Below are 14,720 nucleotides of genomic sequence, written 5' to 3' on the forward strand. Positions count from 1 at the left end.
CGGTCGGGGGCGGTGAAACCTGTCGGCGCGCGGCCAGCAACCGGGCGTGGGCGAGGCCGTCGTCCCCGAGGGCATGCCGTCGGCGCTGCTACAATCGCGTTTTGCCCCACGAGCCGTCTCGCCATGGATACCTCCCGCATCACTTCCTTCGTCAGCGGCCTCTGGGACGCGGAAATCGTCCCGCAACTGGTCGAGTACATCCGCATTCCGAACAAATCGCCGATGTTCGATGCGCAGTGGCGCGAGCACGGCTACATGGACCAGGCCGTGACGCTGATGGAAACCTGGGCCCGTTCCAAGCTGCCGGCCTTCGACGGGGCCACGCTCGAGGTGGTGCGCCTGGAAGGCCGCACGCCGCTGATCTACATCGACGTTCCCGCGCAGGGCATGAACGGCGACAAGGGCACCGACGAAACCGTCGTGCTTTACGGCCACCTCGACAAGCAGCCGGAGATGACGGGCTGGGCCGACGACCTCGGTCCGTGGACGCCGGTGATCAAGGGCGACAAGCTCTACGGCCGCGGTGGCGCCGACGACGGTTACGCCATCTTCGGTTCGCTGGCGGCGCTGCTGGCCTTGCGCGACCAGGGTGTTCCGCACGCGCGATGCGTGATCCTGATCGAGGCCTGCGAGGAGTCGGGCAGCTACGACCTGCCTTACTACGTCGACCACCTGGCCGACCGCATCGGCGACCCGGCCCTCGTGGTCTGCCTCGATTCGGGCTGCGGCAACTACGACCAGCTCTGGCTCACCACCTCGCTGCGCGGCATGACGGGCGGCAACCTGACGGTGCAGGTGCTCGAGGAGGGCGTGCATTCGGGCGACGCCTCGGGCGTGGTGCCGTCGAGCTTCCGCATCCTCCGCCAGATCCTCGGCCGCCTGGAGGATCCGGCCACCGGCCGCATCCTGCCGAAGGAGCTTTATGTCGAGATTCCGCCCCAGCGTGTCGAGCAGGCGCGCCGCTCGGCCGAGGTGCTGGGCACCGCGGTGTACGACAAGTTCCCGTTCGTCGAAGGCATGACGCCGGTCAGCGACGACCTCACCGAGCTGGTGCTCAACCGCACCTGGCGTCCGCAGCTGGCGGTGACGGGTGTCGGCGGCATGCCGCCGCTGGATAGCGCCGGCAACGTGCTGCGCCCCAAGACCGCCGTGAAGCTCAGCCTGCGTGTGCCGCCGACCCTGTCGGGAGCCGAAGCCGGGCGGTTCCTCAAGCAGCTGCTGGAGAAGGATCCCCCCTACGGCGCCAAGGTCAGCTTCGCCCTGGAGAAGGACGGCAGCGGCTGGAATGCTCCCGCGCTTTCGCCGTGGCTGGAGGAGGCGGTGGCCCAGGCCTCGGAAGACTACTTCGGACAACCCGCCGCCTACATGGGCGAGGGCGGCAGCATTCCCTTCATGGGCATGCTCGGCGAGAAATTCCCCAAGGCCCAGTTTCTGATCACCGGCGTGCTCGGTCCCCACTCGAACGCGCATGGTCCCAATGAGTTCCTGCACATCCCCACCGGCAAGCGGGTGAGCATGCTGGTGGCCAGCGTCGTCGCCCGCCACTTCCAGGAAGCGGCCAAGGCATGACGGCCGACGCATCCACGCTCGCCGGCCGCCTCGCCGCCGTGCGGGCGCGGATCGACGACGCCTGCCGGGACGCGGGGCGCGATCCGGCGGCGGTGCGCCTGTTGCCGGTGAGCAAGACGTTCGGCGTCGACGTGGTGCGCGAAGCCGTGGCCGCCGGCGAGCGCCGCTTCGGCGAAAACAAGGTGCAGGAAATCCAGGCCAAGGCGATCGAACTGGCCGCCGAGCACCTGGAATGGGTGGTGATCGGCCACCTGCAGACCAACAAGGCCAAGGCCGTGGCGGCGCATGCCTCGGAGGTCCAGTCGCTGGACCGCCTCGACCTCGCCGTGGCGTTGGACAAGGCCCTGCAGGCGCAGGGTCGTGGCATCGACGTGCTGGTGCAGCTGAAAACCTCGACCGAGCCGACCAAGTCGGGCCTTGAGCCGGAACGCCTGCTGGACTTTCTCCGTCAGTTGAAACCGTTCTCCTCCTTGAACGTCAGGGGATTGATGACGTTGGCCGAAGCCTCCGACGACGAGGCCGTCGTCCGTCGCTGCTTTCGTGACCTGTATCGCTGGCGTGACAGGGCCAGGGAAGCCGGCCACGCCGTCGAGCGGCTGTCGATGGGCATGAGCGGCGACTTCGCCCTGGCCATTGCCGAGGGCAGTACCGAGGTTCGCATCGGCAGCGCGATTTTCGGGGCCCGAAGCGGCCACCCGTAAACCCGCCGTACCGTCGAAGGTTGACCGGGCGCTTGCCGATAATGTGCAGCGAATCACCGGTTTTCGGCCAAGACCTTCATTACGTTCAGGTTTCACCTTTGTGATCGTAATTTTTTGACGGTCTCTGAATATTTCCTAGGAGTTGCCGTTTTTAACTTTAACCGAACAACATTGACGTTTCGGTTTGCTAACTTCACCGCTCGTTCACGGGCATCCACCCTTCGCGGTGGCTTAACTTATCGATGAATAGGCCTTCTCGCTCATGCATTTAAAGCGACTGACCGCTCTCGCGTTAGCCACCTGCTGTTTCGCCTCGGTTACGCCTGCCATCGCCGATACTGTCACGGCCCCGAAAGGTCTCGACCAGTCCGCTTCGATCCTCCTGACCGACCTGCCGGTGTTCACCCCGGCGAACGCGCTGGCCCAGTCCACCATTCCCGATGTCGCCTCGCTGATCGCGCCGAAGGCCCCCACGGTGGCCGACAACGCCGCCGTCGACAGCGACAACCCCGCCGACGACGATGACGACGACAGCCTCGTCGCCGCAGCTACCGCCAAGCTGGCCGGTCACGTCGACGGTCACGCCCGGGAGGCCCTCCTTTCCTTCGCCATGAAGCTGCGCGACATCCGTTACCACCGTGGCGGCCGCGCTCCTTCCACCGGTTTCGATTGCAGCGGCTTCGTCCGCTACGTGTTCCTCCACAGCATCGGCCTCGACCTGCCGACCAACTCGGCCAGCCAGTTCCTCGCCGGCCTCAAGGTCAAGCGCAACGAGATGAAGACGGGCGACCTCGTGTTCTTCCGCACGCGCGGCAAGGCCATTTCCCACGTGGGCATCTACATCGACAACGGCCAGTTCATCCACTCGCCGTCGGCCGGCAAGACCGTTCGCGTCGACAGCCTCAACGAGGCCTACTGGTCCAAGCATTTCGTGGGCGCGAAGCGTCCCGAGGGCATCAGCAACATCTGACGGGCAACCCTTCAACGTATATTTCCGAAACGGCGTGCTTCGGCATGCCGTTTTTTTTGGTTCACCGCGGGCAGCCGTGGAGCCTTTGCCCAGCCAGCCGTATCCTTTCCCCATGCCAGCACGACCGTCCCGCGCCACGACACCCACCTACGGCCTCGCCCGTGTGCTTTCCAAGCGCGGCATCTGCTCGCGAAGCCAGGGCGAGAAGGCCGTGCGCGAGGGTAGGGTGCGCGTGGACGGTCGGTTGGTTCGCGATCCCGAGTTTCCCATCGTGGGCCATGAGCGCATCGAATTCGACGGTGAAGGTGCACGGGCCGCGGCCGCCGTCTACATCGCCGTGAACAAGCCCCGGGGACTCGTGGTTACCGCATCGGACGAGCGGGGCAGGGACACGGTCTATGCCTTGCTCGAAGGCGCAGGGCTGCCGTGGCTCGGCGCCGTGGGTCGGCTGGACAAGGCCAGCGAAGGCCTGTTGCTGATGTCGAACGACACGGTGTGGGCGTCGGGTATCACCGACCCGGCCACGCACGTGCCCAAGACCTACCACGTGCAGGTGTCGGGACAGCCCGACGAAGCCACGGTGGCGGCCATGCTTCACGGCGTGGTCGACGGGGGGGAGCCGCTGAAGGCGGGCGCCGCGTCGGTACTGCGGCGGGGCGAGAAGACCGCCTGGCTCGAGGTGACGCTCGACGAGGGACGTAACCGCCACATCCGGCGGTTGATGTCGGTGCTGGGATTCGAGGTGCAGCGGTTGGTGCGGGTGGCTATCGGGGGCCTGGTGCTCGGCGGGTTGGCGAAAGGGCAGTGGAGGCCTCTGTCCGCCGATGAGGTTGCCGCACTCAGGCGCCGCTGACCGCGGACGGGGTCCGCTCCCACCCTTCGGTAGGGAGCGGATCCCGTCCGCGATACCTGCGAAGCGAATCGTTTCAGGCTTTCAATACGCCCAGCTTCTTCCCGACCTTGGTAAACGCCGCGATCGCCTTGTCCAGATGCTCGCGCGTATGCGCCGCGCTCATCTGGGTGCGGATGCGCGCCTTGCCCTGCGGCACCACGGGGAAGAAGAAACCGGTGACGTAAATGCCTTCGTCGAGCAGTTCGGCGGCCATCGCCTGCGCCTGCTTGGCGTCGTAGATCATCACGGGCACGATCGGATGCTGTCCCGGGCGGATGTCGAAGCCCGCTTCGGTCATCTTTTCGCGGAAATAGCGGGTGTTTTCCTTCACGCGCTCGCGCAGTTCACCGGCGGCGGCGAGCATGTCGAACACCTTGCTTCCAGCGGCCACGACGTGCGGCGGCAACGAGTTGGAGAACAGGTAGGGACGCGAGCGCTGGCGCAGCATCTCGATCACTTCCTTGCGGCCGGTCGTGAAGCCGCCCAAGGCGCCGCCGAGTGCCTTGCCCAGGGTGCCGGTGAAGATGTCGATCTTGTCCATCACGCCGTGGAATTCGGCCGAGCCGCGGCCCGTGTCGCCGAGGAAGCCGGTGCAATGGCATTCGTCGATATGCACGAGGGCGTTGTATTTCTTCGCCAGCGCGGTGATCTCGTCCAGCGGCGCGATGAAGCCGTCCATGGAGAAGGCGCCGTCGGTGGTGATGAGCTTGGTGCGCGCGCCGGCGGCGTCGGCCGCCTGGAGCTGCGCTTCGAGGTCGGCCATGTCGCAGTTGGCGTAGCGGAAGCGCTTGGCCTTGCACAGGCGGATGCCGTCGATGATCGAGGCATGGTTGAGCGCGTCGGAGATCACCGCGTCCTCCTCGCCGAGCAGTGGCTCGAAAAGACCGCCGTTGGCGTCGAAGCAGGCGGCATAGAGGATGGTGTCCTCGGTGCCGAAGAAGTCGGCGATCTTCTTTTCCAGTTCCTTGTGCAGGTCTTGCGTGCCGCAGATGAAGCGCACGCTGGCCATGCCGAAGCCATGGGTGTCGAGCGCCTGCTTGGCCGCCGCGATCACCTCGGCGTGGTCGGCGAGGCCCAGGTAGTTGTTGGCGCAGAAGTTGAGCACCTTGCGCCCGCCGTCCAGTTCGATCTCGGCGGATTGCGGCGACACGATGATGCGTTCGCTCTTGAACAGGCCTTGCTCGCGGATGGATTCGAGTTCGGCGGCGAAACGGTCTTGGCCGGGGTAGGACATGATGGGGGCTTCCGGGACGTCGAAGACCTCCGATTGTGAGGCCTTTGCCCGGTGGATAAAACCTCGGTCAGTGAAGGCCGAAATCCACCCGGGTCGTCCTGCCGCCGTCGTCGATGCCTTCGGCGTCGGTTTTCGGCGCCACGACGAACAGCCGCTTGTCGTCCGCCTTGCCCTGGAGCCACAGCCTCACCGCATTGGCCCGCCGTTCGGCCAGGTGGCGCAGGGCGTCGGCGTCGACCGGCATGTTGGTTTCCATGAGCGTGCGCATCTGGTCGGGCGGCAGGGACTTCGACAGTCCGATGAGGTTCTTCGGTTTGGGGAACGAGGCGTGCCGGTAAGCCCGCTTGAGGTACCGGTCTTCGTCGTCGGGCGTGGCCTCGTCGTTCTCGTTGTCGCCTTTTTCCTGCCGGATGAGGTCGTCAACCATCACGGCGCGCAGGCCCGGTTCGTCCTTGGCCGGGTCCACGCGGCCGACGATGTCCAGGCTGATCGTCGGCTTGTCGGCGAGTACCTTGGCGATGTCGGCCAGCTTCGACTGGGCGCCGGCATCGAGTTGCGCCGATCCCGGGGCGAACTCCACGTAGCCGAGGTCTTCGCGTCCGCCGCCGGCCGAGGCCAGCAGGCGGAACGGCGAGGTCACCGCCTTGACGATGAGGTTGCCGATGGCGCGCCAGACCAGGCCACCGAGACTGAACTGCGGATCGTCGAGCGAACCCGAGACGGGGATGTTCACGTCGATGCGCCCCTGGGTGTCCTTCAGCAGGGCGACGGCGAGCTTCACCGGCAGATGGCTGATGCCGGGCCCCTCGATACGGTCGCCGAAGGTCAGCTGGTCGATGAAGATATGGTTGTTCGCGGTGAGCTTGCGCTGGTCGAGCAGGTAGTGCACGTCGACGTTGAGGCGTCCCCTGGTGATGGGATAGCCCGCGTACTTGCCGGAGTAGGGCGACAGGTTGGCGAGCTGGATGCCGTCGGCCTTGGCCGTGATGTCGAGGAAGGCCACGGGCGTGAGCGGATTGATGGTGCCGCGGATGTCGACCGGCGCATTGTCGTCGAGCTGGCCTTGAAGGGTCAGCTCTGCCGGTGCGCTCCCTCCCGCGGTGCCGAATGCGCCGATCTTGCCGGTGAGCTTCGTCACGTCGGCGGTGTAGTTGGGCTTGATGAAATTATCGGTGTAGTTGAGGCGGCCGCCGGTGAGCGAGATCTGGCCGATATGGATGTCCGCGGCGGGCGTGGCGCGCGCGGCCTCGGGTGCCGGCGTGGGCGGCGCGGGCGTGTCGCGGGCTTCGGTGACCGATACCGTGCCGGGCGCTTCCGGGCTGGCGACGACGTCCTGCAGGTTGAGGCGGCCGGTCGTGTTGACGATCACGCGGGCATAGAAATCGTCGAGCGCGAGCCCGCCGATGGAGGCGCGCGGCGCGGCCTCGCCCACCTGCACCGTCATGTCCGAGGCACTGAGCGAACGCCAGCTAAGGAAATCCGCTTCGGTCACCTTGTCCAGCACGCGCACGCGGCCGAGGGTGGCCTGCCCGCGGTAGGCGATGCGAGCCGCGGCGTTGCCGCGATCGGCGTAACGGATCCGTCCCTCCATGCTCAACAGGCCGCTGGCCACGCGTACGTTCAACGGCACGGTCACCAGCGACTGGAGAGGGGCGATGTCGATGCGGCTGGCCTTTACGGTGAGGTCCGCGTCGAGGGGGCTCGGTGTCACCGGTCCGGTAACGGCGAACGTACCCTTGCCCAGCGAGCCTTCCAGGTGCAGGGCGAGCGGCTTCTTCATGTCGTCGGAGAGGCCGTCGATGCCGAACGTCTTCGCCTGCAGCACCACGGTGTTGCGCCTGTTCGGTGACGACGCATCGCGCAGGGTAAGGGTGCCGTCGTTCAAGGCGAGATGCGCGATGCTCCAGCGCCATGGCGTGGAAGGCGCGGCGGGCTTCGACGGGGGTGGGCCCCTCACCACGCGCGTGAGGTCGAACGAGCCGTCGGCGAGACGGCGCGGTTCGAGCGAGAGGCCGTCGAGGGTGAGGTTGTCGAGGCGAGCCTCGCCGCCGGCCAGATCGAGCAGCGCGATCGATGCTTTCAGTGACGACCACGCCACGGGGAGCGCCTCGTCCCGATGCGGCACCAGGCGAAAGCCCTCGAGCTTCGCCTGTGTTTTCGCGATGCGCAGGGCGAAAGCCCGGCCCCAGTCCACGGCCAACTCGCCGTCGGCGCCCACGGTGCCCGAGGCCACGTCGGCGTCCAGGAGCGGCGGCGCCAGCGGCATCAGCGTGGCGAGCGCGATCCTGTCGAGCGATAGCCTGCCCGCGTAGCGGCCGGCGGCGAGGTCGAGCGTGCCCTTCGTCTTGAGACTGCCTCCGGCCATTCGCGCGGTGGCGTCCACGGTGGCGGCCCGGGCGGCCACCGTGGACAGGCCACGTACGTCGCCGTCCAGCCCTTCGAGCACGAGCCGGCTGGGCGCCGGGCCGGCAAGGTTCGCGTATTCGAACCGGGAGCGTTTCAGCGTCAGCGTATCGATGCGCACGTCGGTGGGTTTGGCGTCGGCGCCGGGGGCGCCGGGCGTGCTCAGCGCATCGAGGTTGCTGCGGCCGTTCGGCAGGCTGGCGTAGCGCAGGTCGAGGCCGTCCAGGGCGACGATGCCCAGACGATAGCGCGAGGTCAGCGGTTCCAGCGCGGTCAGTTCCACGTCGCCGTGGCCGAGCCCCAGCAGCGGCGCGCCGTCTTTGCCGGCGACCTTCAGCCCGTCGATGACGAGTCGGCCGCTCAGGATCACGTGGGGTTGCGCGTCGGCCATGGTGAAACGGATGTCCAGCCGTCCGGACAGCTTGCCGTCGGACATGCCGACCGGCAGTGGCGTGGGCACGAAGCCGACGTAGCGGGGCAGGTCGAGATGGTCGAGCCGGAAGCTCAGTAGCGACTCGCGGTCATTGGCGAACGGCTTGGTCTGTCCTTCCACGCGTAACGGGCTGCCGTCCACGTTCATCGCGAGCAGCGGCCGCACGTAGATGTCCGTCGCGCTGGGAAGGTTGGCGATGAAGGGGAGGCCCAGTTCGATATGGTCGAGGCGATGGCTGGCGTCCAGCACGCGATCGTCGACATCCACCTGTCCGCCGTGAACGGCGATATTGGACAGCGCGAACCGGACGGGTTCCGCATCGACGGGGGCCGGAGACGAGGCGAGGCGCTCGAGGATGTCGCTGAAGTTGAAGCGTTGCGGCGCGCTGCGCCGTATACGGATGCGCGGTCTTTCGACATCGAGTGCATCCAGGATCGGCGCCAAGCGGAAAAGCGACGACCAGGATGCGTTCGCGATGACGCGGTCCACGTCGACGAACGGGGAGGTGCCATCCGCTTCGCCGATGTGCAACGCCTCGACGGTAACCTCCAGGGTGAACGGATTCAGCGAAAGCCTGCCGACGGTCACCGGGCGTCCCAGCGCGGCGCTGGCGCGCGACTCGATCTGCGAGCGGAGCAAAGGCGGCGCGGCGAAGAAGCCGAGAAGCCCGAAGACGATCGTCGCGACGACGAGGGCGAAGACGATGCGCCGCGTGCGGTGCGAACGGTATACGGCCAGGGCGCGTTCGCGTCCCTCGTGCCAACGGATCCGGCCCTTCGTCTTGCGCGTTTCCATGCAGCACCCCTGGAACGAACGTGGCCCCCGGCGAAGTGTACGCCGGGGGCCACGATGGCGGCGATCCGTCAGACGGCCGTCAGGTCCAGGAGCAGACCACCTTGCCGCACTGGCCGGCATCCATCAGGTCGAAGCCCCTCTGGAAGTCGTCGATGGCGATCTGGTGGGTGAGCACCTTCTGAAGCGGGAAGCCGGTGAGCACCATCTGGGTCATCTTGTACCAGGTCTCGTACATCTTGCGGCCGTAGATGCCCTGCAGGGTAAGGCCCTTGAAGATCACCTTGTCCCAGTCGATGCCGGCACCGCGCGGCATGATGCCGAGCATGGCGATCTTGCCGCCGTGGTACATGCACTCGAGCATGTCGGCGAACGCGCGCGGGTTGCCGCTCATTTCCAGGCCCACGTCGAAGCCTTCGATGTGGAGGTCTTTCACAACGTCCTTCAGCGACTGGTTGGCCACGTTCACCACGCGGGTGGCGCCCATGTCGGCGGCCAGCTTCAGGCGATAGTCGTTGACGTCGGTGACCACCACGTTGCGCGCGCCCACGTGCTTGGCGATGCCGGCGGCGATGATGCCGATGGGGCCGGCGCCGGTGATGAGCACGTCTTCGCCGATCAGGTCGAACTCGAGCGCGCAGTGCGCCGCGTTGCCGTAGGGATCGAAGAAGGCGGCCAGTTCCGAGGGAACCTGGTCGGGGATCGGCCACAGGTTGGAGGCCGGCATGGTCATGTATTCGGCAAAGGCGCCGTCACGGTTCACGCCGATGCCGAACGTGTTCGGGCACAGGTGCTGGCGGCCGGCCCGGCAGTTGCGGCAGTGGCCGCACACGATGTGACCCTCGGCCGACACGCGGTCGCCCACCTTGTAGCCGGTGACCCCCGGGCCGATCTCGGCGATGCGGCCGACGAATTCGTGGCCGATGACCAGGCCCGGCTTGATCGTGCGCTGGGACCACTCGTCCCACTTGTAGATGTGCAGGTCGGTGCCGCAGATCGCGGTCTTCTCGACCTTGATCAGCACCTCGTTGGGGCCGACGGTCGGCACCGGCACTTCTTCCATCCAGATACCCTGTTCGGGCTTGCGCTTGACCAGCGCCTTCATCGTCTGCTGCATGGTGGTTCAAGGTTCCGTGGGGAGCGTCCGCGGCGCGGACCAAACCGCCATTATAGGCCGGTGAGGGGTGGCGATCTTGTGCGACGCGCCATTGCCAGGTGCCGGGGCGGCCCTCTATGGTCCGCAAGGTTTTACGATGCAAGGGATACCGAAGACGATGCGAATCCGCACGATGATGCTGGGCGCCGCCATGGCGCTGGCGCTGGAGGCCCGGGCCGACGAGGGGATGTGGCTGCCCTCGCAGTTGCCCGACATTGCGAAAAACCTCAAAGAAGCCGGCTTCCGCGGTGACGCCCGCGATCTCGCCGACCTGACCCGCGCACCCCTCAACGCCGTGGTGCGGGTGGGAGGCGGCACGGGCTCGTTCGTGTCGGCCGACGGCCTGCTGGTGACCAACCACCACGTGGCCTTCGGGGTGATCCAGTACAACTCGCGGCCCGATCGCGACCTGATCTCGAACGGCTACGTCGCCGCCGACCGGGCCGCGGAGCTGCCCGCCAACCCGGATTACCGTCTCCGCGTCACCGTGGGGTTCGACAAGGTCACCGATCGCATCCTGGCCGACGCGAAGGGGAAGACCGGCCGGGCGTATTACGATGCCGTGGACGCCGCCAGCAAGGCGCTGGTGGCCGAATGCGAGAAGGAGCCGGGCATTCGCTGCAGCGTGGCCAACATGTTCTACGGCCGCGACTTCTACCTGGTGAAGCAGCTCGAGCTTCGCGACCTTCGCCTCGTTTACGCTCCGCCGCGTGCCATCGGCAACTACGGCGACGAGATCGACAACTTCGTCTGGCCCCGGCACGCGGGCGACTTCACCATCCTGCGTGCCTATGTCGGCCCCGACGGCAAGCCCGCGGACTATTCGCCCGACAACAAGCCGTACCATCCGCCGTCGCACCTGAAGCTGGCGACCGAAGGCGTGGCCGAAGGCGATTTCGTCATGCTGGCCGGTTATCCCGGCATCACCTATCGCCATCGCACGGCCGCCGAGTTCGCCGACCAGATCCAGTGGCGCCTGCCGACGTCGGTGGCCGTGCTGACCGGCCTGCAGGACGTCATCGAGGCCCAGGGAAAGGCCGACAAGGACGCCGGCATCCGTTACGCCTCGCAGTTGCAGTCGCTCAAGAACGGCATCAAGCGCTTCAGCGGCGAACTCCAGGGGCTGGAGCGCAGCGACGCCGTCACCGTGCGTCGCGACGATGAGGCGGCCATGCTCGCGTGGCTGGCGACGCGCCCCGAAGCGAAGACGCTCAAGCCCGACATCGACGCGGCCATGGCGTTGATCGAGCAGGGCAAGGACGTGCGCGATCGTGATCTTCTCGTCGGATTGCTTTCCACGCAGACGCAGTTGATGCGCGGCGCCCTCGCGCTGGACCGCCTGTCGGTCGAGCGGCCCAAGGCCGATGCCGAACGCGAATCGGGCTACCAGAAGCGTGACGAGGAGCTGATCAAGAGCCAGCTGAAGCAGATCCAGCGTCGCTACGATCCCAAGGTGGAGAAGGCGCTGGTCACCTCGCTCGTCACCCGCTACCAGGCGCTTCCCTCCGCCCAGCACCTGCCCGAGATGGACAAGGTGTTCGGGCGCACGGCCGCGGAGCTCGCGCAGGCACTCGATCGCATCTATGGCGCCACCAAGCTCAGCGACGAAGGCGAACGCCTGCGCCTGTTCGACGCCACGCCCGGTGAGGTGGAGAAGAACGGCGACGCCTTGCTCGTCGCCGCGCGCACCCTGCGCCCGGCCCTGCTGCGCATGGAAGACCAGCGCAAGGCTCGCGAAGGCGATCTGCTTCGCCTGCGTCCCGCCTACATGCAGGCGTTGATCGCCTACCGCGAGAAGCAGGGCCGCGCGGTGTATCCCGATGCCAACTCCACCCTGCGCGTGAGCTACGGCAAGGTCACGCCGCTGGTCGCGCGCGACGCCGTGGCCTATGCGCCCGTCACCACGGTGAAGGGCATCGTCGAGAAAAACACCGGCAAGGTGCCTTTCGATGCGCCCAAGCCCCTGCTCGACGCCATCCGCAAGGGCGATTTCGCGGGTTACGCCGATCCGGCCACGGGCGAGATGCCGGTGGATTTCCTCAGCAACCTCGACACCACGGGCGGCAACTCCGGCTCCCCCGTGCTCAACGCGAAGGGCGAACTGGTCGGCCTCAACTTCGACAGCAACTGGGAAGCCGTGAGCGCGAGCTGGATGTACGACCCGCGCTACAAGCGCGCGATCCACGTCGACATGCGTTACATGCGTTGGCTGATGGACAAGGTCTATCCCTCGCCGTCGCTTCTGAAGGAGCTCGGCGTCCCGGTGCGCTGAGGACAGGCATGACCTCCGGCACATAGCCGTCGGAGGTCATGTGCTGGATTGTTATATTGTAACGAAAGCGGGGCGTCGTCCCGCCGTTCGATCCAAGGAGAATCCATGCGTCGTCTCGCCCTCGCCACCGCCCTCGTGGCGGGCCTGGTTCCCGTCGCTCATGCCGTGGAAGGCATGTGGCAGCCGGCCCAGCTGCCGAAGATCGCCGCTGCGCTGCGGCAGCACGGCCTCAAGCTCGATCCGGCCACCCTCACCGACCTGACGGCGTATCCGATGGGCGCCATCGTCAGCCTCGGCGGCTGCACGGCATCGTTCGTCTCGCCCGACGGCCTGGCGGTGACCAACCACCACTGTGGTTACGGTGCCCTGCAATACAACTCGACGAAGGAAAAGAACCTCATCGAGCAGGGCTTCCTGGCGAAGACCCCTGCCGAGGAACTGCCGGGCTCGCCCGACATGCGCGTGTTCGTCACCGAGGAGATCCGCGACGTCACCCGGGAGGTGACCGCGAAGGTTACGCCGTCGATGACGGGGAAGCAGCGTTTCGATGCCATCGACAGGGCGGAGAAGGAGTTGGTCAAGGGCTGCGAAACCGACGGTTACCGCTGCGACGTCTACGTCTTCCACGGCGGATACAGCTACCAGTTGATCAAGCAGTTGGAAATCAAGGACGTGAGGTTGGTCTACGCGCCGCCCGAGTCGATCGGCAAGTTCGGCGGCGACATCGATAACTGGATGTGGCCGCGCCATACCGGCGATTTCAGTTACCTGCGCGCGTACGTCTCGAAGGACGGCAAATCGGCCACGTATTCCAAGGACAACGTGCCTTATCACCCCAAGCACTTCATCAAGCTCAATCCGCAAGGCGTGAACGAAGGCGATTACGTGATGGTGGTCGGTTACCCCGGCCGTACCAACCGGTATCGCCTGGCGCAGGAAGTGCAGGGCGCGATCGACTGGACGTACCCCACGCAGATCGGGTTGTACAAGGAACAGCTCGCGATCATCGCCGAGAACGGCAAGGCCAATCCCGACGTCACGGTGAAGTACGCGAATCTCGTCGCGGGCCTCAACAATTACCTGAAGAACTTCGGCGGCCAGTTGGAAGGGTTGCGCCGAGCCGATGCGGTGGCCGTCAAGCGCAAGCAGGAGGCCGATCTCGATGCCTGGCTGAGGAAGCGGGGCGGCGCCGATAATCAGGCGCTGGCGAAAGACATCGCCGAACTCAAGGCTAAGCTCTCGGCCTACCAGTCCACGCGCGCCCGCGATGCGTACCTGGCCCTCGTCGCGCGTACGCAACTGTTCTCCACGGGCGTCAGGCTGGCGCGTCTCGCACATGAACGCACGAAGCCGGACATGGAGCGCGACGCGGGGTACCAGCAGCGTGACGAGGTGCGCATCGAAGGCGCGCTCAAGCAGATGGATCGCCGCTACGACGCAAAAACCGACCAGGCCCTGTTGTCCAGCGCGCTGGTGCACTATGTGTCGTTGCCGCAGGCGCAGCGTTTGCCGGCCCTCGATGCCTGGCTGGCCGGCGCGGACAACCCGTCCGCCATCTCGGCGAAGGTGGCGGCGCTCTACAAGGGTAGCCGCCTTGGCGAAAGCGAGCAGCGCCTGAAATGGTTCAAGGCCGATGACAAGGCGATCGCGGACAGTGACGACAGCATGTTGAAGCTCGCCACGGCCGTGTTGCCCGATTTGAAGAAGATCGAGGACGAAGGCGATGCGCGGGATGGCGAACTCGCCCGCCTTCGTCCGCGGTACATGCAGGCCATCATCGCCTGGAAGGAATCGCAGGGCCTGCCGGTCTATCCGGACGCCAACAGCTCGCTGCGCGTCACCTTCGGCAACGTGCAGGGGGTCGCGCCGCGCGACGGCGTGAGCTACGCACCCTTCACCACGGTTCAGGGCATCGTCGAAAAGAACACCGGCGAAGAACCCTTCAACGCGCCGAAGGCCGAAATCGACGCCATCAAGGCCAAGGCGTTCGATGGGTACGCGTCGGACAAGCTGGGCACGCTGCCGGTCGACTTCCTCGCCGACCTCGACATCACCGGCGGCAATTCCGGTTCGCCGTCGCTCGATGCCGAGGGCCGCTTGGTGGGCCTCGCTTTCGACGGCAACTGGGAGTCGGTCAGCGGCGACTGGTTGTTCAATCCCCAGCTCAATCGCTCGATCCAGGTCGACGTCCGTTACATGTTGTGGGTGATGCACCACCTCGACCACGCCGACAACCTGCTGAAGGAGATGGGCGTGCCGGCGAAGTAGCCGCGTTCGCGGGGCGGTTATCCACAAGGG

The 14,720-nt window shown here is 66.3% G+C and carries 9 protein-coding genes; 6 read left to right on the forward strand and 3 right to left on the reverse strand.

Annotated features, from left to right (window positions below):
* Positions 1-123 precede the first annotated feature (123 nt).
* From L2Y94_RS08065 to L2Y94_RS08080, 4 genes are all read left to right on the forward strand, one after another.
* Positions 124-1,569 (forward strand): M20 family metallopeptidase, encoded by a 1,446-nt coding sequence (locus L2Y94_RS08065; protein WP_247374210.1) that lies wholly within the window; start codon positions 124-126, stop codon positions 1,567-1,569.
* Entirely contained in the window at positions 1,566-2,270 is a 705-nt protein-coding gene (locus L2Y94_RS08070; RefSeq protein WP_247374212.1) for a YggS family pyridoxal phosphate-dependent enzyme, read from the forward strand. Before L2Y94_RS08065 ends, L2Y94_RS08070 begins: the two co-directional genes overlap by 4 nt.
* Positions 2,271-2,532: 262 nt before the next feature.
* Entirely contained in the window at positions 2,533-3,240 is a 708-nt protein-coding gene (locus L2Y94_RS08075; protein WP_247374214.1) for a C40 family peptidase, read from the forward strand.
* A gap of 112 nt (positions 3,241-3,352) precedes the next feature.
* Positions 3,353-4,093 (forward strand): pseudouridine synthase, encoded by a 741-nt coding sequence (locus L2Y94_RS08080; protein ID WP_247374215.1) that lies wholly within the window; start codon positions 3,353-3,355, stop codon positions 4,091-4,093.
* 73 nt (positions 4,094-4,166) lie between these two features.
* Here the strand turns inward: L2Y94_RS08080 and kbl are convergent, their stop codons facing one another.
* The 3 genes from kbl to tdh form a co-directional block, all read right to left on the reverse strand.
* On the reverse strand, positions 4,167-5,366 hold the full coding sequence (gene kbl, locus L2Y94_RS08085; RefSeq protein ID WP_247374217.1) for a glycine C-acetyltransferase: 1,200 nt from the start codon (positions 5,364-5,366) through the stop codon (positions 4,167-4,169).
* Positions 5,367-5,433: 67 nt separating this feature from the next.
* Positions 5,434-8,997 (reverse strand): DUF748 domain-containing protein, encoded by a 3,564-nt coding sequence (locus L2Y94_RS08090; RefSeq protein ID WP_247374219.1) that lies wholly within the window; start codon positions 8,995-8,997, stop codon positions 5,434-5,436.
* A 79-nt stretch (positions 8,998-9,076) separates the two neighbouring features.
* Complete coding sequence (tdh, locus tag L2Y94_RS08095) at positions 9,077-10,111, reverse strand: L-threonine 3-dehydrogenase (protein WP_247374221.1); 1,035 nt, start codon at positions 10,109-10,111, stop codon at positions 9,077-9,079.
* 157 nt (positions 10,112-10,268) lie between these two features.
* Here tdh and L2Y94_RS08100 point away from each other — a divergent pair, with 157 nt between their 5' ends.
* Entirely contained in the window at positions 10,269-12,422 is a 2,154-nt protein-coding gene (locus L2Y94_RS08100; RefSeq protein ID WP_247374223.1) for a S46 family peptidase, read from the forward strand.
* A 105-nt stretch (positions 12,423-12,527) separates the two neighbouring features.
* Positions 12,528-14,690: a S46 family peptidase gene (locus L2Y94_RS08105; RefSeq protein WP_247374224.1), complete on the forward strand. Its 2,163-nt coding sequence runs from the start codon at positions 12,528-12,530 to the stop codon at positions 14,688-14,690.
* Positions 14,691-14,720 lie beyond the last annotated feature (30 nt).

Origin of the sequence: Luteibacter aegosomatis, assembly GCF_023078455.1 — a bacterium.
Lineage (GTDB): Bacteria > Pseudomonadota > Gammaproteobacteria > Xanthomonadales > Rhodanobacteraceae > Luteibacter > Luteibacter aegosomatis.